The 18,787-nt window shown below is 69.8% G+C and carries 21 protein-coding genes and 2 pseudogenes; 14 read left to right on the plus strand and 9 right to left on the minus strand.

Going from position 1 to position 18,787, the window contains the following annotated elements; translation table 11 throughout:
• Nucleotides 1-600: 600 nt before the first annotated feature.
• Nucleotides 601-1,434 carry a PRC and DUF2382 domain-containing protein gene (locus QMK34_RS37265; RefSeq protein WP_326419465.1) on the plus strand — a complete coding sequence of 278 codons (834 nt, stop codon included), beginning with the start codon at nucleotides 601-603 and terminating at the stop codon, nucleotides 1,432-1,434.
• An 89-nt stretch (nucleotides 1,435-1,523) separates the two neighbouring features.
• Here QMK34_RS37265 and QMK34_RS37270 read toward each other — a convergent pair whose 3' ends face one another.
• The gene (locus QMK34_RS37270; RefSeq protein WP_326419466.1) at nucleotides 1,524-2,312 is read right to left on the minus strand and encodes an SDR family NAD(P)-dependent oxidoreductase; all 789 of its coding nucleotides are present in this window, start codon (nucleotides 2,310-2,312) and stop codon (nucleotides 1,524-1,526) included.
• Between the two features lie 222 nt (nucleotides 2,313-2,534).
• Here QMK34_RS37270 and QMK34_RS48090 point away from each other — a divergent pair.
• Nucleotides 2,535-2,916: pseudogene (locus QMK34_RS48090) on the plus strand (helix-turn-helix domain-containing protein); the annotation flags it as partial.
• Nucleotides 2,917-2,920: 4 nt separating this feature from the next.
• Here QMK34_RS48090 and QMK34_RS37280 read toward each other — a convergent pair.
• Nucleotides 2,921-3,775 (minus strand): SDR family oxidoreductase, encoded by an 855-nt coding sequence (locus QMK34_RS37280; protein ID WP_326419467.1) that lies wholly within the window; start codon nucleotides 3,773-3,775, stop codon nucleotides 2,921-2,923.
• A 137-nt stretch (nucleotides 3,776-3,912) separates the two neighbouring features.
• On the opposite strand from QMK34_RS37280, the gene QMK34_RS37285 reads away from it, so the two are divergent.
• Complete coding sequence (locus QMK34_RS37285; RefSeq protein WP_326419468.1) at nucleotides 3,913-4,314, plus strand: winged helix-turn-helix transcriptional regulator; 402 nt, start codon at nucleotides 3,913-3,915, stop codon at nucleotides 4,312-4,314.
• 155 nt (nucleotides 4,315-4,469) lie between these two features.
• Here QMK34_RS37285 and QMK34_RS37290 read toward each other — a convergent pair whose 3' ends face one another.
• A complete protein-coding gene (locus QMK34_RS37290; protein ID WP_326419469.1) occupies nucleotides 4,470-5,306 on the minus strand; it encodes an SAM-dependent methyltransferase in 837 nt (278 codons plus the stop codon).
• A gap of 139 nt (nucleotides 5,307-5,445) precedes the next feature.
• Here QMK34_RS37290 and QMK34_RS37295 point away from each other — a divergent pair.
• Nucleotides 5,446-5,595 (plus strand): annotated as a pseudogene (locus QMK34_RS37295) (prolyl aminopeptidase); the annotation flags it as partial.
• 163 nt (nucleotides 5,596-5,758) lie between these two features.
• A complete protein-coding gene (locus QMK34_RS37300) occupies nucleotides 5,759-6,415 on the plus strand; it encodes a formylglycine-generating enzyme family protein (RefSeq protein ID WP_326419470.1) in 657 nt (218 codons plus the stop codon).
• On the opposite strand, the gene QMK34_RS37305 is transcribed toward QMK34_RS37300, so the two are convergent.
• Complete coding sequence (locus QMK34_RS37305) at nucleotides 6,399-6,698, minus strand: EXPERA domain-containing protein (RefSeq protein ID WP_326419471.1); 300 nt, start codon at nucleotides 6,696-6,698, stop codon at nucleotides 6,399-6,401. The genes QMK34_RS37300 and QMK34_RS37305 overlap by 17 nt on opposite strands.
• 118 nt (nucleotides 6,699-6,816) lie before the next feature.
• Between QMK34_RS37305 and QMK34_RS37310 the strand changes: the two genes are divergently transcribed.
• The 5 genes from QMK34_RS37310 (at nucleotide 6,817) to QMK34_RS37330 (ending at nucleotide 10,336) form a co-directional block, all read left to right on the plus strand.
• Nucleotides 6,817-7,668: a DUF1295 domain-containing protein gene (locus QMK34_RS37310; protein WP_326419472.1), complete on the plus strand. Its 852-nt coding sequence runs from the start codon at nucleotides 6,817-6,819 to the stop codon at nucleotides 7,666-7,668.
• A 10-nt stretch (nucleotides 7,669-7,678) separates the two neighbouring features.
• Complete coding sequence (locus QMK34_RS37315) at nucleotides 7,679-7,885, plus strand: hypothetical protein (RefSeq protein WP_326419473.1); 207 nt, start codon at nucleotides 7,679-7,681, stop codon at nucleotides 7,883-7,885.
• Between the two features lie 168 nt (nucleotides 7,886-8,053).
• Nucleotides 8,054-8,485 (plus strand): helix-turn-helix domain-containing protein, encoded by a 432-nt coding sequence (locus QMK34_RS37320; RefSeq protein WP_326419474.1) that lies wholly within the window; start codon nucleotides 8,054-8,056, stop codon nucleotides 8,483-8,485.
• A 100-nt stretch (nucleotides 8,486-8,585) separates the two neighbouring features.
• Complete coding sequence (locus QMK34_RS37325; protein ID WP_326419476.1) at nucleotides 8,586-9,149, plus strand: hypothetical protein; 564 nt, start codon at nucleotides 8,586-8,588, stop codon at nucleotides 9,147-9,149.
• Nucleotides 9,137-10,336 (plus strand): MAB_1171c family putative transporter, encoded by a 1,200-nt coding sequence (locus tag QMK34_RS37330; protein WP_326419477.1) that lies wholly within the window; start codon nucleotides 9,137-9,139, stop codon nucleotides 10,334-10,336. Before QMK34_RS37325 ends, QMK34_RS37330 begins: the two co-directional genes overlap by 13 nt.
• Here QMK34_RS37330 and QMK34_RS37335 read toward each other — a convergent pair.
• Entirely contained in the window at nucleotides 10,323-11,591 is a 1,269-nt protein-coding gene (locus QMK34_RS37335; RefSeq protein ID WP_326419478.1) for a family 1 glycosylhydrolase, read from the minus strand. The genes QMK34_RS37330 and QMK34_RS37335 overlap by 14 nt on opposite strands.
• Nucleotides 11,592-12,129: 538 nt before the next feature.
• Here QMK34_RS37335 and QMK34_RS37340 point away from each other — a divergent pair.
• Nucleotides 12,130-12,933: a nitroreductase/quinone reductase family protein gene (locus QMK34_RS37340; protein ID WP_442785297.1), complete on the plus strand. Its 804-nt coding sequence runs from the start codon at nucleotides 12,130-12,132 to the stop codon at nucleotides 12,931-12,933.
• Nucleotides 12,934-13,661: 728 nt separating this feature from the next.
• On the opposite strand, the gene QMK34_RS37345 is transcribed toward QMK34_RS37340, so the two are convergent.
• Nucleotides 13,662-14,039 (minus strand): VOC family protein, encoded by a 378-nt coding sequence (locus tag QMK34_RS37345; protein WP_326419480.1) that lies wholly within the window; start codon nucleotides 14,037-14,039, stop codon nucleotides 13,662-13,664.
• A 108-nt stretch (nucleotides 14,040-14,147) separates the two neighbouring features.
• On the opposite strand from QMK34_RS37345, the gene QMK34_RS37350 reads away from it, so the two are divergent.
• Nucleotides 14,148-14,822, plus strand: coding sequence for a winged helix-turn-helix transcriptional regulator (locus tag QMK34_RS37350; protein ID WP_326419481.1), 675 nt, complete (start codon nucleotides 14,148-14,150; stop codon nucleotides 14,820-14,822).
• 91 nt (nucleotides 14,823-14,913) lie between these two features.
• Nucleotides 14,914-15,300: an STAS domain-containing protein gene (locus QMK34_RS37355; RefSeq protein WP_326419482.1), complete on the plus strand. Its 387-nt coding sequence runs from the start codon at nucleotides 14,914-14,916 to the stop codon at nucleotides 15,298-15,300.
• Nucleotides 15,301-15,355: 55 nt separating this feature from the next.
• Here QMK34_RS37355 and QMK34_RS37360 read toward each other — a convergent pair whose 3' ends face one another.
• Nucleotides 15,356-15,577 carry a hypothetical protein gene (locus QMK34_RS37360; RefSeq protein WP_326419484.1) on the minus strand — a complete coding sequence of 74 codons (222 nt, stop codon included), beginning with the start codon at nucleotides 15,575-15,577 and terminating at the stop codon, nucleotides 15,356-15,358.
• Between the two features lie 462 nt (nucleotides 15,578-16,039).
• Nucleotides 16,040-16,213 carry a CsbD family protein gene (locus QMK34_RS37365; protein ID WP_326419485.1) on the minus strand — a complete coding sequence of 58 codons (174 nt, stop codon included), beginning with the start codon at nucleotides 16,211-16,213 and terminating at the stop codon, nucleotides 16,040-16,042.
• Between the two features lie 400 nt (nucleotides 16,214-16,613).
• Between QMK34_RS37365 and QMK34_RS37370 the strand changes: the two genes are divergently transcribed.
• Complete coding sequence (locus tag QMK34_RS37370; protein ID WP_326419486.1) at nucleotides 16,614-17,273, plus strand: hypothetical protein; 660 nt, start codon at nucleotides 16,614-16,616, stop codon at nucleotides 17,271-17,273.
• A gap of 16 nt (nucleotides 17,274-17,289) precedes the next feature.
• Here QMK34_RS37370 and QMK34_RS37375 read toward each other — a convergent pair whose 3' ends face one another.
• Nucleotides 17,290-18,759 (minus strand): MFS transporter, encoded by a 1,470-nt coding sequence (locus QMK34_RS37375; RefSeq protein ID WP_326419487.1) that lies wholly within the window; start codon nucleotides 18,757-18,759, stop codon nucleotides 17,290-17,292.
• Between the last annotated feature and the right edge of the window lie 28 nt (nucleotides 18,760-18,787).

Below are 18,787 nucleotides of genomic sequence, written 5' to 3' on the forward strand. Positions count from 1 at the left end.
GGACGGTGAGGGCACGGTCTTCAGGAAGGTCTCACAAAACCCTGGCCACACGAGTGCTCACCCACCACCAGCCACCACGCCCAAGCCTACGAACCCGACCCGAACAAACCCCATTAGGCCACCATGAGGGCGTTTAAGTCCCTCATGGTGGCCTTCAGCGCACACTGTGATCGGGCAAGTCGGATGCACTTGGGCGTGGTTCGCGCGGATGTCGCCATGCCCAGCGTCGCGGCCCCGGCCAAGGAGGTCGCCAGCGCTGTCGTGCCGTCCGGAGATTCGTCCGGACCCTGTGAGAGTAGATCCGATACCGGGGGAGGGTGGGTGGTTCGCCACACCATCGGGGGACCCTGACCGCGCGTGCTCAGGCTGTTTTCGCGAGCGCCGGGCAGCTGGGGATATGGCGGGCGAAACCGAGGTCGGGGCGGCTTTTCGTCCACTGTGGACGTGGTGGGGGTGACCCGTTCGGGCCGGTTTCAAACGCACACGATCCGGGGTCACCTACAAAATCAAGCGACGGTTGCGAGGCCTTCCTGGTCGTTCGATGGTGGTGGTGATCACCACCGGGCTCCATCGGTAAGCGAACGGAAGGGAAGCGAAGTCATGAGCCGCACTTTCAGCCCACAGGACCTCGTCGACAGCACCGTGGTCGACCAGGAGGGAAGCAAGATCGGAAAGGTCGGCACCGTCTATCTCGCCGACAGCACCCGCGAGCCCGAGTGGATCACCGTGAAGACCGGGTTGTTCGGTACCAAGGAAAGCTTCGTGCCGCTGTCCGGCGCGGGTATGGACGACGACGGGCTGCACGTGAGCGTCGCCAAGGACCAGGTTTCCGAGGCGCCCAGGATGGACGTCGACGGCCACCTTTCGCCCGCCGACAGCGCCGAACTGTACCGGCACTACGGCCTGCCGATGCCGCGCAGCTCGCCTGAACCCACGACCGGCACGCAGGCCGCCGCCGGGACTACGGGCCGCGCGCGCGACACCGGCCGGGAGAACGCGAAGGCTCCCAAGGCCACCGAGACCGATGCTGCGGCGAAGTCCGGGAAGCACAACGCGTCCGGCGAAGACGCGATGATCCGGTCCGAGGAGCGGCTCGTCGCCGGTACCGAGCAGGTCGAGACCGGGCGGGTCCGGTTGCACAAGTACGTCGTGACCGAGGAGCAGCAGGTCACCGTGCCGGTGCGGCACGAGGAGGTGCGCGTCGAGCGGGAGCCGATCACGCGGGCCGACGGTGGCGGGCGGGCGGAGATCGGGGAGCAGGACCACGAGGTGACCCTGCACGCCGAGAAGGCCGTGGTGCGCAAGGAAACCGTGCCGATGGAGAAGGTGCGCCTGCAGACGGAATCCGTCACCGGTGAGGAGACGGTCTCCGGCGAGGTCCGCAAGGAGCAGATCGAGGTCACCGACGAGGGCACGCGACGCGACAAGTCCTGAGGACGTTTTGATTGCCCCTGAAGGCCACCTTCACGGCGTTTTACGCGGTGAAGGTGGCCTTCAGGGGCACTGGGGCGAGCGGGAGCGCCTCAGCTGGGGAACATGCCGCCGGTGACGTTGACGAACGTGCCGGTGATCGCGCCCGCGTGGTCCGACGCCAGGAAGACGGCCGTGGCGGCGACTTCGGCGAGTGTGGGCGAACGGCGGGTCATGCGCATGCTGTCGAGGTGGCCGAGCAGGCCCTGGAACGCCGCGTCGTCCATCGGCGGGAGGCCGCTGTGGGCGGCGATCTTCGCCGGGGACAGCGTTTCGGGGAGCCCGGCCGTCCAGAGTCCGGCCACGCGGACGCCGCTGGGGCCGAGCTCGGCGGCGAGGTTGCGGACGAGCGTGTCGGTGGCCGCGTCGGCCGGGCCGGTGCCGCCCATCAGCGGGCTGCCGTGCGCCGAGCCGCTGTCCAGGGCGAGGATGACGCCGGAGCCCTGCTTGACCATATGGCGCGCGGCGGCGCGCGCGGTGATGAAGTTCGCCGTCAGCCGGGTGACGACGGGCCGGGTGAAGTCGGCGGTGGTCATGTCGGCCAGCGGGATCCCCTGGATGTCCCCGCCCGAGATGAGGTTGAACGAGATGTCGACGCCGCCCGCGACGTCGGCCACGGACCGGGCGTGGGCGTCGACGGCCTGCTCGTCCAGCGCGTCGAACACGGCGACCTCGGCCTTGCCGCCGGCCTCGGTGATCTCCTTGGCCGTCCGGTCGAGGCTGTCCTGGGTACGCCCGACGAGGAAGACCCTGGCGCCTTCGGCGGCGAACCGCGCGGCGACGGCGGCACCGATCGATCCGGCGGCGCCATACACGATCGCGTTCTTGTCCTGCAGCAACATGATGGCTCTCCCTGGTTTCGCTCGTTCCTGATGGGACAGAACCTACGGCCTCGCGCGGTGTCGCCGAATCCGTACGGGTATCAGTACTTTTCGCGCTCGCGGGCAGGCGGCTTGGGCGCTCGACGGCGCCCGCGCCGGGATCAGCGGCGCCCTCATCCTTCGTGGCGAGCCGGGCATCGGCAAGACGGCGCTGCTCGCCCACGCCACCGGGCAGGCCGGTGACTGCACGAGCCCGCGAGCCGTCCTTTCGAGCGGGCCCGCACAGAGCTGCTTTACGGCGAGTGGCTGCGCCGGTCGAAACGGAAGACCGACGCCCGCGTCCACCTTCGGGCCGCGTCGCGGGTCTTCGAGGAGCTCGGTTCGGTGCCGTGGGCCGCGGGTCCGGGACACCGGCGGCCAGTGCGCCGGTGTCCGACGTCTTCGCCGGGCTGACCCCGCAGGAGCTGCAGATCGCCAGCTCGCCGCGAAGGGTTCGTCGAACCGCGACATCGCGGCGCAGCTGTTCCTCAGCCCGCGCACCGTCGCCTACCACCTGTACAAGGCCTATCCGAAGCTCGGCATCAGCTCCCGGGGCGAGCTCGCCGCCCTCGCCTCGGGAGCTTGAACCGTCAGTGGCCCAGTACCGCCGCCGCGGTCTCGGCCAGCGGGGTGGCCGGGTGGCCGAGCAGGGCGCGCAGGGTGCCGGGGGTGGCGTCGAGCTGGCCGTAGGCGATGCCCTGGTCGTAGCTCACCAGTGCGGCGGCGAACTCCGCGGGCAGGCCCGCGCCGACGAGGAACTCGTGGTGCTGCTCGGCGGACAGGTTCCGGTAGGCGACCTCTTTGCCGGTGAGCCTGGTCAGCTCGGCGGCGAGGGTTTCGTAGTTCCACGCCACGTCGCCGGACAGCTCGTACACCTGGCCTTCGTGGCCGTGGCCGGTCAGTACTTCGACGGCCGCGTCGGCGTAGTCGGCACGGGACGCGCTGGCGACCTCGCCCCCGCCCGCGCTGCCCGCGAACGAGCCGTGCTCGGCGGCCTGGGCGATGGCGCTCGCGTAGTTCTCGGTGTACCAGCCGTTGCGCAGCAAGGTGAACGGCAGGCCGGAATCCAGGATGGCCCGCTCGGTGGCGAGGTGCTCCGGCGCGAGCCCCAGCGTGCTGGTGTCGGCGTGCAGGATGCTGGTGTAGACGAGGTGGCCGACGCCCGCCTCCTTGGCCGCGGCGATCGCGGCGGTGTGCTGCGCGACCCGCTTGCCGACCTCGCTGCCGGAGATCAGCAGCAGCTTGTCCGCGCCGGTGAAGGCGGCGGCGAGGCCCTCGGGCCGGTTGAAGTCGGCAGTCCTGACCTGTACGCCGCGCGCGGCGAGGTCGGCGGCCTTTTCGGGGGTGCGCACGGCGACGGCGATCTCGGCGGCGGGGACCTTCTTCAGCAGGCCTTCGACGACAAGGCGGCCCAGCTGGCCGGTGGCTCCGGTGACGACGATCATTTCGGTCTCTCCTTCACGTGGTGCTCTACTAACCAGAGCTGTACTAACCCAGAGCATGGCACTAACTTTTTGAAAGTGCAAACCTATGGTGAGTACCGTCACTGAGCACCGTGCGGTGTTCGCGGTATCGTGGAGGGATGACAGAGGCGCCGCAGTGGGTGGACGAGCACGGGCGCGTGCTTTACGACGTTTTCGCCAAGGACTGCACGTCCCGCCCGACGCTGGAGCACGTCACCGGCCGGTGGGGCACGCTGGCGATGGTGGCCCTGCGCGACGGCGCCGTCCGGTTCAACGCGTTGCGCCGCCGGATCGACGGGGTCAGCGAGAAGATGCTCGCCCAGACCCTGCAGTCACTCGAACGCGACGGGCTCGTGCACCGCGAGGCGCAGGCGACGATTCCGCCGCGCGTGGACTACAGCCTCACCCCGCTCGGGCGGAAGACGGCGGACAAGCTGCATGACCTGATCGAGCTCGTCGAGTCGCAGATGCCGGAGGTGGAAGCGGCTCGCTTGCGGTACGACGAAGCCAAGCGCGCCTAGGCCGTGTCTGGTAATTCTGTTCGATGGGCTTCGTGATTCAGGTGGTTTCTGGTGGTGCGGGGCGCCGACCTTCGGGTCGTACTCGGGTCGTGCGCCCCGTGCCGTCAGGGGCCGACTGGGTGCGAAGACCGCGAACTTGACTTGCCAGACACGTCCTAGGGCTTGCGGCCGACGGCGCCGAGGATCAGGGTCTCGACCAGGGAGTTCGGCTTGGCGAGCGGGCCTTCCGGCCACCACTGGTCGAGCTCGACGAGACCCGGATCGAGCAGGTCGAGGCCCTTGAGCATGGTCTCGATCTCGCCGCGGCCGCGATACCGGCCGGTGCCCATGGAGCTCTCGCGGAAGCTGCGCTCGATGCCCTTGGCGAGCTCGCTGCCCTCGCTGCCGTCCTGCGGGTCCCACCAGTGGGTGAGCGCCACGTACGAGCCCGACGGCAGTGCCTCGATGTAGTCGGCCATGATCTGCGCCGGCTGCTGGTCGTCGTCGATGTGGTGCAGGGTGGCGCACTGGATGAGCGCGATCGGCCGGTCCAGGTCCAGGTGGTCGGTCACGATCGGGTTAGCGAGCACCTCACTCGGACGAGTGAGGTCCGCCTGCAGGAAGTGCGTGCTGGAGTTCTCCTCGAGCAGCGCGCGGCCGTGCACCGCGACCACCGGATCCTTGTCGACGTAGACTACGACAGCGTCCGGGTTGTAGCGCTGCGCCGTCTGGTGGGTGTTCTCCTCGGTCGGCAGTCCGGCGCCGCAGTCGAGGAACTGGTCGACGCCCTGGTTCGCCAGGTAACGGGTGACGCGGATCAGCCAGCGGCGCAAGCCCTTGGCCACCAACGAAGCCTGTGGCGCGATCTTGAGGACGTCTTCCATGACCGCGCGGTCGATGGCGTAGTTGTTCTTGCCACCGAGGAAGGCGTCATAGACCCGGGCGATGCTCGCGCGCGAAGTGTCGATCACCTCGGCGGTGCCCCTGGTGTCCTCGTTCTTCGTCGCGGTCATGGTTATTCTCCAGATCGTTCCGGAAGCGCAAGCAGAGTGTAGCGGATCACGTACCCGTTGCTGTCGGTGAGTCAACCCCGCCCGGACTCTCTCGATCGTGGGATCCCTTGGGGGACTGGCGAAACCTCGTCACGCTCTGGTGTGCGACCGGACGGGCAGGCCGGGGTCGGGATGTTCGGCGAACACGCGGCGGCCGTTCGAGCGGCTGCGCGAGCTGCTCGGGATCGACCGCTGGCTGCTGGCCGGGGGTTCGTGGGGTTCGACCCTGATCCCCGCCTACGCGCAGCGATACCCGCACCGAGCCACCGCTCGGAGATCGACTGGCTGTACCGGGCGTCGCGCCGCTGTTTCCCGGGGAATGGCAACGGTCCCCGAGGCGGACCGCGACGGCGATCTCGTCGCCGCCTACGCGCGGCTGCTGGGGGACAGCGACCCGGCCGTATCGTGGGCGCGTGCATCCCTTGACCGACGCCGCGATGGTGCCCGTCCCCGGCGGCGTCGTGGACCTTCGCGACGATCGGCGCGGCACCCGCTGGCGCACCGAGATCGAGCCCTTCCTGCTGGGCCGGTTTCCCGTCACGGAAGCCGATCTCACGCCGTCCGCGGGCGGCGCGCTGCCACTGGTGAACGTCAGCTGGCTCGACGCGATCGACGTGTGCAACCAGCTTTCGGCGCGCTCCGGGCTGCCCCAGGTCTACTTCCATGACGCGGTGAGCGGGGACGTGACCTGCGATTGGGCGTCCGGCGGCTACCGCCTGCCGACCGAGGCGGAGTGGCAGTACGCCTGCAAGGCCGGGACCGGCGGGTACCGATACGGCGAGATCGACGACGTCGCCTGGTACGAGGACAACTCCGGCGGCCGGGCCCACGAGGTCGGCGGCAAGGCGCCAAACCCGTGGGGGCTGCACGACCTGCTGGGCAACGTCTGGGAGTGGTGCTGGGACCTCTACGACGAGGAGGTCTACGGCTCGTACCGCATCTTCCGCGGCGGGAGCTGGGCCGAGTCGGCGCGCGGCTGCGGGGCCTCGGTGCGCCGCCGCAGCCATCCCACCTTCGCCATCGACGACCTCGGCTTCCGGCTCGCCCGCACGCTCAGAAGCGACGGGTGAACGGCGCGGGTTCGCGCATCCGGACCAGCAGCACCAGCACGTAGGGCAGGTTGAACGCCAGGAACTTGGCCGGATTCTGGGTGCGTGTCGCGGGCTCGCCGAAGAACTCGACGCCGAACACGACGACGCCGGTGAGCGTGACGATCATCGTCGCGTAGACCACCGACGGCAGCTGGATCCAGTGCTGCCCGGTGAGCAGCGCGAACACCAGGACGACGTAGAACGGCAGGTAGACGAACGCCGACAGGCCGGTCACGATCCGCATCCAGTCCGGCGGGTGCATGAACAGCGATCTTGCGCTGCCGCAGCGCGAGGGCCCGCGGTGCCTGATCGGTCATGCTCGGTGAGTTTACCGCCCTGAACACCGAAAACGGGCGTGGTCGCTTGAGTAGAATGCGGTGATGAACGCCTTCTGGGCCAGCGTGAGTGTGTTCGCCGGGGTCTCCCTCTTCGTCTGGCTGTTTTCGGTCGTCACGAGGGAGTACTCCTGGGTCGACCGGATCTGGTCGGTGGTCCCGGTGGTCTACGTGGCGATCTTCGCCGGTGCGGCCGGGTTCGCCGACGCCCGCCTCGACGTCATGCTCGGGCTGGTCGCGCTGTGGGGCGCGCGGCTCACCTTCAACTTCGCCAGGAAGGGCGGGTACGCGCGGGGCGGCGAGGACTACCGCTGGGCCGTGCTGCGCGGCCGGATGCCGCCGTGGTTGTTCCAGGTGTTCAACCTCGCCTTCATCACCCTCTACCAGAACGCGATCCTGCTGCTGATCACGTTGCCCGCGTACACCGCGCTGCGGCACCCGGCGTCGTTCGGCGGCTGGGATGTGGTGGCCACCGTGGTCTTCCTCGCCTTCCTGGCCGGGGAAACCATCGCGGACCAGCAGCAGTGGGTCTTCCAGTGCTGGAAACACGCCGAGCTGGCCGCCGGGCGGGAGCCCGCGCGCCGTTTCGCGCGGACCGGCCTGTTCCGCTGGTCCCGGCATCCGAATTTCTTCTTCGAACAGGCGCAGTGGTGGGTGATCGCCGCGTTCGGCGTGCTCGCGGCCGGTGCCGTGGACTGGACAGTGCTGGGCGCCGTGCTGCTCACGCTGCTGTTCGTCGGCTCGACTCGGTTCACCGAGAGCATCAGCCTCGCCCGGTACCCGGAGTACGCCGATTACCGGCGGCGCACCTCGGCCGTCGTGCCCTGGCCCCCGCGCGGGAAGGCGCTGGACTCGCGGCCCGCGCAGGCTCAGAATCGGGAGGCCGGACGGCCGTGAGGAGTGACTCATGTGGGAACGCGACTACGTGGCCGAGGTCGGGATCGACAACGCCGCACTCTTGGCGACCCGCGGCCGGACCGCGTGGCTGGCTTCGGAGTACCGCCCGCGTGACCTCGGCGACGGCCGGGTCTGCCTGAGCGAGCTCGCCCTCGGCGCTTCGCGGGAGCTCGGCGAAGAGGAGGACGGCGCGCTCGCCCTCGGCACCTCGGGGTAGGACGGCGAGGGGTTGCGCATCTGGGTCGGCGACGACGCGTACGAACTCATCACCGACCAGTGAGCGTCACTCGGGCGGCCGCCGATACGGTGTCGGGTGAGGTGACGGCGTTGTTCACCCGGTGACCGCGTCAGCGGGACCGGACCAGCACTGGGGATGGAGGGGGACGTGGCCGGCACGTTCGCCGAGCGGCTCACGACGCTGCGGGAGTCGATCAAGCGCGAGGACGGCAAGCGCTACAGCCTGCGCGACTTCACCGCGGCCTGCCAGGAGGTCAACGGCGAAACCCTGTCGCCGGAGTACGTGCGCAAGCTGCTCTCCGGCGAGGCCGCGAACCCCACGAAGAGCGTCATCGAGGCACTGGCGGGCATGTTCGACGTGCCGGTGGACTATTTCTTCGACGACGAGCGCGGCACGGCCATGCAGGAGGACCTCAAACTCGGCGCCGCGCTGCGCGACGCCGGGGTGCAGGCGCTGGCGATGCGGGCGGTGAACCTCGACCCCGGGCAGCAGGCCAGGGTCCTGGCCTACATCGAGGAAATCCGCCGCCGGGAAGCCGTAGCCCAATCGGGTGATAGCACTGATCCTGGTGAGCAGTGAACGCGTCACCTTGTTCGTTCGCGGGGAGTTTTTGACACGATGGTGTGATGTGTTCCCCCGTTCTGCTCTCGCAAGCTGAGACCCAGCCTGAGACCCGGCCGTGAGCGCCCAGCTCAAAGACCTGATCCGCGGTTGCGAGGCGATCGCGGCCCGGCTGCCGATCCCGGATCCGTTCGACATCAAGGTGTTCACCGCGACGGTGCAGGCCGAGCTCGGCCGCCGGATCGAGATGATCCCGGTGACGACGGAGCCCACCACCCCGTGCGGCCTGCTCGCGTCCACCGCGACCGCGCACTACATCTTCTACGCGGCGAACACGACCGGCGTCCACCAGGAGCACATCCAGCTGCACGAGCTCGCCCACCTGCTGTGCGGTCACCGCGAGACCGTCGGCCTCGACCACTCGGTCGCCGAGCTGCTGATGCCTTCGCTGCCCGCCGCCACGATCGAGCGGCTGCTCGGCCGGACAGCGTACTCCGCCGAGGACGAACGCCAGGCGGAGACCCTCGCGTCGGTGATACTCGGCCGCGCGGGCCGCGCTCCCGTGCCCGGCGTGCTCTCGGTGACCCCGCACGCGGCCGCGTCCACGCTGGACCGGCTCGGCTCGGCGCTCGACCCGTCCCCTGCTCGCCGCCCGGCCAGGAAACGCCCGTGGAAACGGTGATCTACTACCTCGCCGCCGCCGGATCGCTGGTGGCCGCGGGGCACAAGCTGTGGCAGACCAGGGGAGAACCGCGTAGCCCCGGGCTGCGCTACCTCGTCGGCGTCCTCGCCGCGCTCGGTCTCGCCGCCGCCCTGCTCGCGCCGGGCACGCTGCGGGCGGCGTCGCGGATCGAGCCGATCCCGAACCTGACGCGCCTGGCGGGCAACAGCGCCACCATGATCGCGGTGTTCGCCATGCTCGGGATGCTGGCCTGCTCCGCGCACCCGGCCGAGCGCGCGCGCCGCCGGATGCGGGCGCAGCTGTTGATCCTCGTGCCCGCGCTGGTGGCGATGGTCGTGCTGCTGGCCGTTTCCGGCACGAGGTTCGTCGTCGAGTTCGTCGACGCCTACGGTGACCGGCCGACGGTGGCGGCCTATCTGATGGTCTACCTCAGCTACGCCACCTGGGGCCTGGTCGGCATCGTCGTGCTGATCCGCCGGGTCGTGCGGTACGAGCGGCGCCGTTTCCGCGCGGCGGGGATGCGGGTGCTCGCGGCCGGTGCGGTGCTGGGGCTGTGCTGGTCGACCTGGAAGATCTCGATGACGCTGTTCCGGGCGGTGAGCGGGCACCGGACCCCGCTGGAGGCCTCGGTCTCCAGCCTGCTGTCCGCCCTCGCCGTGGCCTGCATCGCCCTCGGCGCGACGCTGACCGCGTGGGGGCCGCGGCTGGCGGCCACCGCGCCCGCCCGGTGGGCGCGGTGGACCCGGGAGTACCGGCAGCTCGGGCCGCTGTGGTCCGCGTTGATCACCGTCTTCCCCGACAAGGAGCTGGGCGCTTCCCGTGCCGGGGCGCGGATGCGGCGGTATCGCCGGGTCATCGAGATCCGGGACTGCCACCTGGCGCTGCGCGTGTACCAGCACCCGGACGTCGCGGACCACGCCGAGCAGCTGGCTGTCGAGGCGGGGCTGGCGGAGCAGGCCCACGCCGCCGTGGTCGAGGCCGCCGTGCTCGCCGCGGCACTGGACGCGTACCGGGAGGGCAGGGCGTACCACGAGGATCCTTCGACGGCCGAGAGTCCGGGGCCGGTGGGCCGGGACGTCGACGCCGAGGTGCGGTGGCTGATCGAGGTGGCCAAGGCGTTCCGGGCCTCGCCGCTGGTGGCCGCCGTCCGCGCGGAGGCGAGCGGCTCCGTGGTCAGCGACGCCTGAGCACTCCCGCGCTGCGCCGGGGCACCCGATCCGCGGTGAACAGCCCGAAGGGGACGTCGAACCCGGCCAGCCATTCGTAGTTGTCGATGCCGGTCCACAGGGTCACCCCCTCGATCCGCATCCCGGCGTCCTGCGCGGCCGCGACGTGAGTCAGCGCCCGGCGGAGGTAGGTCTCGCGGGCTTGGTCGTCCGTGCCGCCGTAGCCCAGCTCCGCGATGACGAACCGGCGTCCGGGCAGCTCGGCTTCCAGCCGCTTGAGCACCAGCGCGAGCCCGTCCGCCCAGGGCACGTAGCCCAGCGGGCCCGGCTCGGCGCCCGCCGGGCGTGGCAGCAGCTGGCCGGTCTCGGCGACCAAAGCCCCGTAGTAGTAAGAAAACCCGTGGAAGTCCCAGGCTTCGGCGTAGCGCGGCTGCCGGGCCAGCGCCAGCCAGGAACCCCAGACCAGCGCGTCCAGCTTGGCCACCGCGGCCTCGGCGCCCGGCGAGGCGTCGACGGCCTCCAGCGGGAGCAAGGCCTCATTGCTGCCGGTGGGCACCCCGTCCCGGCGCAGCCGCAGTGCCGCTTCGAAGTTGCACCGGTGCAAGGTCTTCAGCACCGAGACCAGCTCCGCGGGGTCGCGGTGGCCAGGCGGGAACGTGCCGGAGCCGTAGGCCTTCTGGGCGTACGACGTCGCCAGATTGACCGGCATCCAGCCGCCCGCGAGGTCGCCAAAGAGCTTGTCGGCGAGTTCGACCCAGCGCATCCACGTCTCGAAGGCGTCTTCGGCCGCGAAGCCGCCCCGGTCCGCGAACCAGGTGGGGATGGCCGAATGCAGCAGGCACACCCAGATCCGCAGGCCCTCTTCGCGGCCCGCGGCCAGCACCGAGCGGTAGTACCGGATGGCCTCGTGGTCGTGCTGACCTTCGCGGGGTTCCACCCTGGCCCAGTTGATCGACAGCCGGTGGTCCGTGGTGCCCGCCGACCGCAGGAGGGCGAAATCCTCCCGGTGGCGCAGGCGGAAACCGTTGCCGTCGCCGCTCTTCGGCGCGTGCCCGGCCTGCTCCCAGCGGTACCAGTCGTCCGCGGGATCGGCGCCCTCCACCTGCACCGCGGAGCTCGCCGTGCCCCACCACCACCGGCCGTGGAACTCTTCGGGACCGACCTCGGCCATGGCTGTTCCCCCTCCCGCGACGGCCGCCGCAGTGGCAGCCGAGGCCATCAGGAAACCACGCCGGGTGATCGGCCCCCGCGTCGTGTCGTGCTCGGCGGTCCCCACAGTCGTCCTGCCTCCCGGTTGACGGCGGCCGCGAGATTCCCACCGCATTTTGTCCATACCAGTTGACATTTTGCCCCAGGTCTCTAGGCTCAAGTCCATCGTGTCACCTGAAGTGGACACTTTCGAGGGCCGCTCTTGAAGGCGGCCCGGCGCCTCGTCGACGGGTCCTGGGGGCTCGTCGACGAGGTACCGCGGGGCCGTTATATTGCGACCACTCCTGGTCGCGTGTTAGCCTTTCGGTGAGCCCCGTATGGGCCTACTTGCTGGAGGTAGCGGCTTTCACGGCCGACGAAGAGAACGGCATTGTTCCGAGTCTCTCGTTCAGGGCATTCCTTTCATGAGGTCGGCCTTTCATGAGTAGGCGGCGTTCCGCGTCCGTGGGGTTCTTTGGTGTCGGTTCATGATGATTGTCAGCCTCCGGTCCTTCGAAATCACCGGAAAGGACTACCTGACCGACCCGCACAAGGAGTTCGACGTCCAGGATTTCCAGCGACGGCTTATCGCGGAATTCCGCGCCACCCAAGGAAAACCCGGCGGAATGTTCGAGGGCTGGGAGCTCGTCCTGCTGACCACCGTCGGCGCCCGCACCGGGCTGCGCCGGACCAGTGTGCTCGGCAGGCTGGAAATCGACGGGGAACTGGTCGTCGTCGCTTCCGCGATGGGCGCGCCGCACGATCCCGCGTGGTTTCACAACATTCGGAAGAACGCGCTGGTGACCGTCGAAACCGGCACCGAGACCTTCGACGCGATCGCTGCCATTCCGCCAGGAGAAGAACGGGACACGCTCTTCGGGAAAGTGCTCGAAAAGAACCCGGGATTCGGTGAATACCAGGCCAGGACGACCCGGGTCATCCCGGTCGTGGTCCTGCACCGGATCGAGCCCGCGTCCGGCGCCGCGCGTGTCAAGGGCATGGGGGACTGGCTGGTCGAAGTGCACGACTGGCTGCGTCAGGAACTCAAGGAAGTCCGCCGTCAGGTGGACGGCGCCGCGCCGCTCCGGCGGCCGCCGTCCGACCTGCGGGCGCACTGCCTCAGCGTCTGCGGCGCGCTGAAAAAGCACCACACAGGCGAGGACGGTGGCCTCTTTCCCATGCTGGCAAAGAGGTTCCCGGCGCTCGCCCCGGCGTTGACGAAGCTCGGCGAGGACCACATGGTGGTGGCGCGACTACAGGAGGAGATCCAGCGGCTCGTCGACGACTACGTGCCCGGCGAGAGCGACCCGGCCCGGCTGCGGGCCGAGCTCGACCGCCTCACGAACGAGCTGGAGGCCCACTTCGACTACGAGGAACGGGTGGTGGTCACGGCGCTCAACGCCGTCGCCCCCGCGCCCGCCTTCGGCTGACGGCTACCGCGCCACCGGCGGACCCATGCGAGCAAGTCCTTGTCCAGCAACGAATCGACGACGAGGTCGGCGGGGAACTCGGCGTGCGTCAGCGTCGGCACGCCGACGACCGGCACCCCTGCCGCGCGAACCCCGAAGCCGCTGCGGTGATCAGCCAGACTCGTCCGCTCATGACCGCTGTCCTTCCGTGGTGCTCAGGACTCCGACGAAGACGGCGCGGAGCGCGGGGGACGGCCGCCGCTGCCGCCGGATTGCCGCCCGCGGCCACCGCGACCAGCACGACGGTGACGACCAGCAGCGGCCGCTTACCCTCCACAAAGGACGGAAAGTCTGCCCATTCGCCCGTTTTATACCGACACGACCGTTTCATGCGCGCCCCTGAAGGCCACCATGACAGTGTTAAACGCCGTGAAGGCTCCCATCAGGGCACACGGCAAGGCTGGGGTGGCGACCTGAAGGGAACGCGGCCCCAGGCGCCAAACTGGACGCCATGACATCAGTTTCCGGATGCCCTCTAAGGCCGCTGAGCAGTGGGCCGGGCTGACTCACGCCTGGCGGCATGCGCCTGCCGAGGCGTTGACCGCCTTCGTCGTCGCGACCTGTGGAATGTGGCAGCGGCTGCTCGAACGTGGGCGCGACACCGGGTCGAGACACCCGGTTTCCCCCTGCTCATGAGCTGACACAGATTCGCGACCACTTGAGCGCCACTCGGAGCCGCCGCGTCCCGGTCAGGTGGTGCCCGCGACGCCGATCAGGCGGCCTTCGGGGTCGGTGAAGTGGCCGACCACCAGGGCGCCGCCCGGAGCTCGTTCGGGGCCCATCCGGCGGGTCCCGCCGAGGCTTTCGGCCTTTCGGAGCGCGGCCTCCACATCGGGGACGCCGACGTAGAACACGGTGTGACCCTCGTAGCCCGCGCCGCCGCCGACGCCACCCGCGATGCCGCCGCCCGCGCCCGCGTTCACGAACCCGTAGTTGCCCTGTTCGGAGACCGCTTCCGCGACCGGGCCGCTCGTGTCGAACTCCCAGCCGAACAGCGCGCCGTAGTAGTCGCGGAGCTTCGCCGGGTCGGTCCCGATGATCTCGAAGTGGACTACGGGCTGTCCCATGGCTGCTCCGTTCCGCGCCGAGGGTCCGGCGCGTCTGTGGCGATTGGCTGACCACGAGGATAGTCACCAAGGTTGCTAAAAACAACCTCGAAGTTGTAAATTAGCGTCATGTCGACGAACCGCAGCTACGGGGACGACTGCGGGATCGCCCGTGCCCTCGACGTGGTCGGGGAGCGGTGGGCCCTGCTGGTCGTGCGCGAGCTGCTGCTGGGTCCGCAACGGTTCTCCGACCTGCGCCGCGCGCTGGCGGGCGCGAGTTCGAACCTGGTCACCGACCGGCTCCGCGAGCTCGAAGCCCACGGCGTGGTGCGGCGCCGCACGCTGGCGCCCCCGGCCGGGTCCCGGGTGTACGAACTGACCGGCTGGGGCCACGAGCTCGAACCGGCGGTGCTCGCGCTGGGCACTTGGGGCGTGCGCGCCCCGTTCCCGGCCGCGCCCGCGACGCTCACCGCGACCTCCGTGCTGATCTACCTGCGTGCCGTCGCCCGGCCCGGCGCCGAGGAGCCTGCGGCCGAGTACCGGCTGGAGCTCGACAATCGGGTGTGGACCGTTCGTGCCGAGGGCGGTCGGGTGCACCTCCGGCCGGGTGAACCCGAGGACGCGGCCGCGTCGCTCCGCACCGACCCCAGGACGCTCAATGCCCTGATCGAGGACCCGGCCGCGCTCGACGTCGCGCTGGCCGAGGGTGGTGTTGTCGTCTCGGGCGACATGGCGGCGCTGCGACGGCTCCTGCGGGCCGGACAGCGTGCCGTGGTCGCGCCCACCGTTCGTGACCAGGACTGAGACCCCGAGCGGCCAGGGGGGAGTCTAGGATGAGCGCGGGTTGAAACAACAGCCGCCGACTCGTGCTCGTTCCAACCGGAAGAAGTACCTGGTGACTGACGCCCCACTGCCCGCCCCACTGCCCGCCGCAGGCCCGCCCAGACCGAAGTTCGGCGGCTTGGCCGTGCGCACCCGGCGCGACGACGACGCGGTGATCGTGTCGCTGACCGGTGACATCGACCTGGCCACCGCCCCCGAACTGCGGAAAGCCGCCGAAGAGGCGTTGCGGGACCGGCCGCGCCTGCTCGTGCTCGACCTCGCCGACGTCGAATTCCTCGCCTCGGCGGGGCTGGCTGTGCTGCTGGCTATCCAGGCGCAGGCCGAGGGCGTCGTCCGCGTCGTGGCGGCGAGCCGCGCGACCCTGCGACCGATCGAGCTCACCGGACTCGACCGGCAGCTCGCGATGTTCGATTCCGTCGAGGCGGCGCTGGCGGGCTAGCGGCCGCGACGGTCTACTTCGGACAGTCCGACCCCGGGAAAACGGGGCCTGGCGGTCAGGACGAGGTAGCGGCCGGAGCCAGCGCGTCCCGTCCCTGCGGAGCGGTGTAGGCGGGCTTGTGCGCCTTGCCATTCTTGGCACGCTGTGCCGGAGGCTCACCGGCGAGCTTCTCGATGGCGCTCAAGGCGGCCTCGGCCCGCTCGGCGGCGGCTTCGGCGCGCTCCGCGTGCTGACGTGCCCGTGAGCCCCACTTCTTGATCTTCTTCAGCTTGACCATGTTCGCTCCTTTCGATCGTGCTGTTCACCCGTAACGGCGACCCCGATGAGATACCCGGGAGGCATCGCCTCAAACGTAGGCCGAGTCACCGTGGGGGCGTAGTCACCGCTGCACAGCAGCGGTAAACTCGCCAAGCCCCGCGCCGAGAGTGCCCAGAGCCTGGCTCGCGACGATCATGATCCGTGATGCCGTCCCTGTCACTGGGGGTGCGGGACCGGGGGACTGACGGCCGGTGGTGAGATCGACCCTGCTGACCGCACCGGCTTTGGGCCGGGTGCTGGGAAGCATCCTGAACGAGCGGCCACCACACGCAGGCCGGCCACCACACCGGTCTGCGTGTGGTGGCCGGGAGTCGTCCGGTCCTGCGGGTACTGGGTGTCACCGGTCTCGACCGCTATCTGACGCTGTCCGCGTCGGTGGAGAACGCACTGGCTTGAAAACCGCACGTTTCCTCAGCGGGACTCAGTCCTTGAAGACGTCCTTGATCTTTTCCCCGGCCTGCTTCAGGTTTCCCTTGGCCTGGTCGGTCTTTCCCTCGGTCTCCAGCTCACGGTCGTCCGTGGCCTTGCCGAGGCCTTCCTTGGCCTTGCCCTTGAGCTCTTCGGCCTTGTTGTCGATCTTGTCTCCGGCACTCATGGTGAAGCCCTTCGTCCGTCGGGATGTCGGCACCGGGGTTCCCCGGCCGTTCGCGCCCAAACCTTTGCGGTGGAGGAAAATTCCCGTCCGGGTTTGGGGATCGGCCCCCACCGGCTGTGTCCTCAACCGGCGGGGCCTCGGTCACGTCGCGGGGTTACCGCCACGACCCGACCTGCCGTTCGGATTCCCCTTTCCGCCGGTGCCAAACCTCCCCGGCGGAAACCAATCCGGACCTCGCGCACCAAACCGTAAGACGCGTGGTCTTGCCAGCTGCCCGGCGGACGCGTAGACCTGGGAGGACAGGACGTGTGGAGCCTGGATCCCGCTTCGCGGCAAGCCTTCGGCGGTGGTGGTTCCGCCGGGGCCGTCACCGTGCTGCTGCTCGCTCGTGGGAGGACTCATGCGCGTGGCCCGGACGTTGCTGGCACTGGTCGCGGCCGTCGTGGTGATGCTCGGCGCGGCCGGGTTCGTCGCGTTGCCGCCCGGCACGGTCATCGCGGCGCTGATGCTCGGTGCGCTGGCCGGTGGGGGCGTGCTCGCCTCGGTGTCGGCGCTGAACGGGGCCCGTGCCGGGAAGTGGGCGACGCCGTCCCCCACGACGGTGGTGTGGTCCGGGGTCTGCGGTGCCGGTGGCGGGCTCGCCCTCGCCGGGATGGTCGCGATCCTCGGGGCGGCGACTTTCCCTGTCGTGCTGCTGTTGTCGGGCCTCGCCGCTCCCTGGCTGTGGCACCAGATGAAGACCGGGGGATGGCTTCCGCGTGGCCGCGGCCCGAAGAAGTCCCTTGTGGACACTCCGGTGTCCGAGGAGTCGCCGGTGGTCGCGCCGGAAAGCCGGGAGATCACGGCCTTGACGACCGCGCAGCTGTGCTTCGAGTGGCGGCACAGCTACCTCGCTCTGCAACGGGCGTCGGATCCGCGTGCCTGGCAGCGGGTGGTGAAGTCGAGACAGCTCTACCTCGAAGAACTCGAGCGGCGGGATCCGGAAGGATTCTCCCGGTGGCTGCGGGAGGGCGCCCGCGCCGGTAGCGACCCGAACCGGTTCCTCGCCAACGGCCCGTGACCTTTCTCCCTCGCTCCTACCCGTGCTCGAGCACCGCCTGGTCGTTCGCGCCGCGCCGCGCGCGGGCGATCCCCCAGCCGACGAGCGCCGCGGCCACGACGGTGAGGGCGAGGCCCGCGACCGTGACCGCCTCCCGGAACTCCGCGGTTTGCCGCGTGCTCCAGTTCGAGGTGGCGATGTCGCCGGTGAACAGCGCCGCGAGGATGGTGCCGGTGACGGCGATGCCGACGCCGGAGGTGACCTCGCCCGCGGTGTCGACGAGGGCCGCGCCGATCGTGGTCCGGTTCTCCGGCAGGCCACGGAGTACGTTGGTCCCGGCGACGACGCCGACCACCCGCAGCCCGGCGGCCACGAGCATGAGTGCGATCGCGACCCACACGTAGCCGAACCTGCCCAGTAGGCCGTAGACGGCGAGCCCGAACACGACCGTGGCGGCGCTGATCCACGCCGCCCGATCGAAACCGACCCGTTGTACGAACGGAGTGACGAACCGGCCGCCCGCGATGAGGACGACGACCTGCGGCAGCATCCCGACGGCGGTGAGCGCGGGCGTCCAACCCCAGTCGAGCTGCAGCTGCAGCGTCACCAGATAACCGAGGCCCGCGGTCGCCAGCCCGGCCGCGGCCTTGAACGCCAGGCCGCTGGAAACCAGGGGGTGGGCAAGGAGTTTGAGGTCGAGGAGCGGGTAGCGCGCCGAACGCTCGCGCAGGACGAAGAGAATCGCCGCCGTGGCCGCCCACGGGGTCCACGATTCGGGGCCGTCGTTCACGAACAGCGTCGGCGCGACGAGCGTGAGCACGATCGTCGCCGTGCCAAGGACCGCACCCGCGGCGTCGATCGGATCGCGGTGCAGGTCGGCCGCGACATCCGCGGCGATGCCTGTCCGCACACCGATGATCGCCAGCACGGCGACCGGCACGTTCACCAGCAGCAGTACCTGCCATGGGGCGATCGCGAGCACGAAGCCACCCGCTGTCGGGCCGAGCGCGAGCCCGGCCATGCCCACGGTCGAGATGAGGGTCAGCGCGCGGACGCGCAGGCCGTCCTCATCGAACAGCCGGAACGCCAGCGCCATCGACCCCGGAGTCGTCATCGCGGCCGCGACCCCCATCGCCACCCGGACGGCGATGAGCTGCTCCGCGGTCGAGACGAACGCGGTCGCCAGGCTCGCCACGGCGAGCAGGACCAGCCCGATGAGCATGATCCGGCGCCGCCCGAACCGGTCGGCGAGCGCGCCGAACGCCAGCATCAACCCGCCGAACACGACCGCGTAGGCGCCCGTCACCCACTGCAACATGGTCGTCGAAGCGCGCAGTTCGCGTCCGATCGTGGGCAGCGCGACGTTCAGGATCGAGTTGTCCAGCATCTCGAAAAGGAACACCGCGGACAGCCCGGCCAAGGCCACCCACGCCTCCCGCAACGATTGGGGGGAGCGTCCGGCGGGGCCCGCCCCGTTGATAATGACCGTGGTCTGTGCTGAGGACATGCCACTAGATTAGCTGACTAAATTTAGT

This window comes from Amycolatopsis sp. H20-H5, from assembly GCF_035828755.1.
Lineage (GTDB): Bacteria > Actinomycetota > Actinomycetes > Mycobacteriales > Pseudonocardiaceae > Amycolatopsis.

Coding starts and splice junctions, on each gene's coding strand:
- QMK34_RS37265 (WP_326419465.1), top strand. CDS start 601: ATGAGCCGCACTTTCAGCCCACAGGACCTCGTCGACAGCACCGTGGTC.
- QMK34_RS37270 (WP_326419466.1), bottom strand. CDS start 2,312: ATGTTGCTGCAGGACAAGAACGCGATCGTGTATGGCGCCGCCGGATCG.
- QMK34_RS37280 (WP_326419467.1), bottom strand. CDS start 3,775: ATGATCGTCGTCACCGGAGCCACCGGCCAGCTGGGCCGCCTTGTCGTC.
- QMK34_RS37285 (WP_326419468.1), top strand. CDS start 3,913: ATGACAGAGGCGCCGCAGTGGGTGGACGAGCACGGGCGCGTGCTTTAC.
- QMK34_RS37290 (WP_326419469.1), bottom strand. CDS start 5,306: ATGACCGCGACGAAGAACGAGGACACCAGGGGCACCGCCGAGGTGATC.
- QMK34_RS37305 (WP_326419471.1), bottom strand. CDS start 6,698: ATGCACCCGCCGGACTGGATGCGGATCGTGACCGGCCTGTCGGCGTTC.
- QMK34_RS37310 (WP_326419472.1), top strand. CDS start 6,817: ATGAACGCCTTCTGGGCCAGCGTGAGTGTGTTCGCCGGGGTCTCCCTC.
- QMK34_RS37315 (WP_326419473.1), top strand. CDS start 7,679: ATGTGGGAACGCGACTACGTGGCCGAGGTCGGGATCGACAACGCCGCA.
- QMK34_RS37340 (WP_442785297.1), top strand. CDS start 12,130: ATGTTCGAGGGCTGGGAGCTCGTCCTGCTGACCACCGTCGGCGCCCGC.
- QMK34_RS37345 (WP_326419480.1), bottom strand. CDS start 14,039: ATGGGACAGCCCGTAGTCCACTTCGAGATCATCGGGACCGACCCGGCG.
- QMK34_RS37350 (WP_326419481.1), top strand. CDS start 14,148: ATGTCGACGAACCGCAGCTACGGGGACGACTGCGGGATCGCCCGTGCC.
- QMK34_RS37360 (WP_326419484.1), bottom strand. CDS start 15,577: ATGGTCAAGCTGAAGAAGATCAAGAAGTGGGGCTCACGGGCACGTCAG.
- QMK34_RS37365 (WP_326419485.1), bottom strand. CDS start 16,213: ATGAGTGCCGGAGACAAGATCGACAACAAGGCCGAAGAGCTCAAGGGC.
- QMK34_RS37370 (WP_326419486.1), top strand. CDS start 16,614: ATGCGCGTGGCCCGGACGTTGCTGGCACTGGTCGCGGCCGTCGTGGTG.
- QMK34_RS37375 (WP_326419487.1), bottom strand. CDS start 18,759: ATGTCCTCAGCACAGACCACGGTCATTATCAACGGGGCGGGCCCCGCC.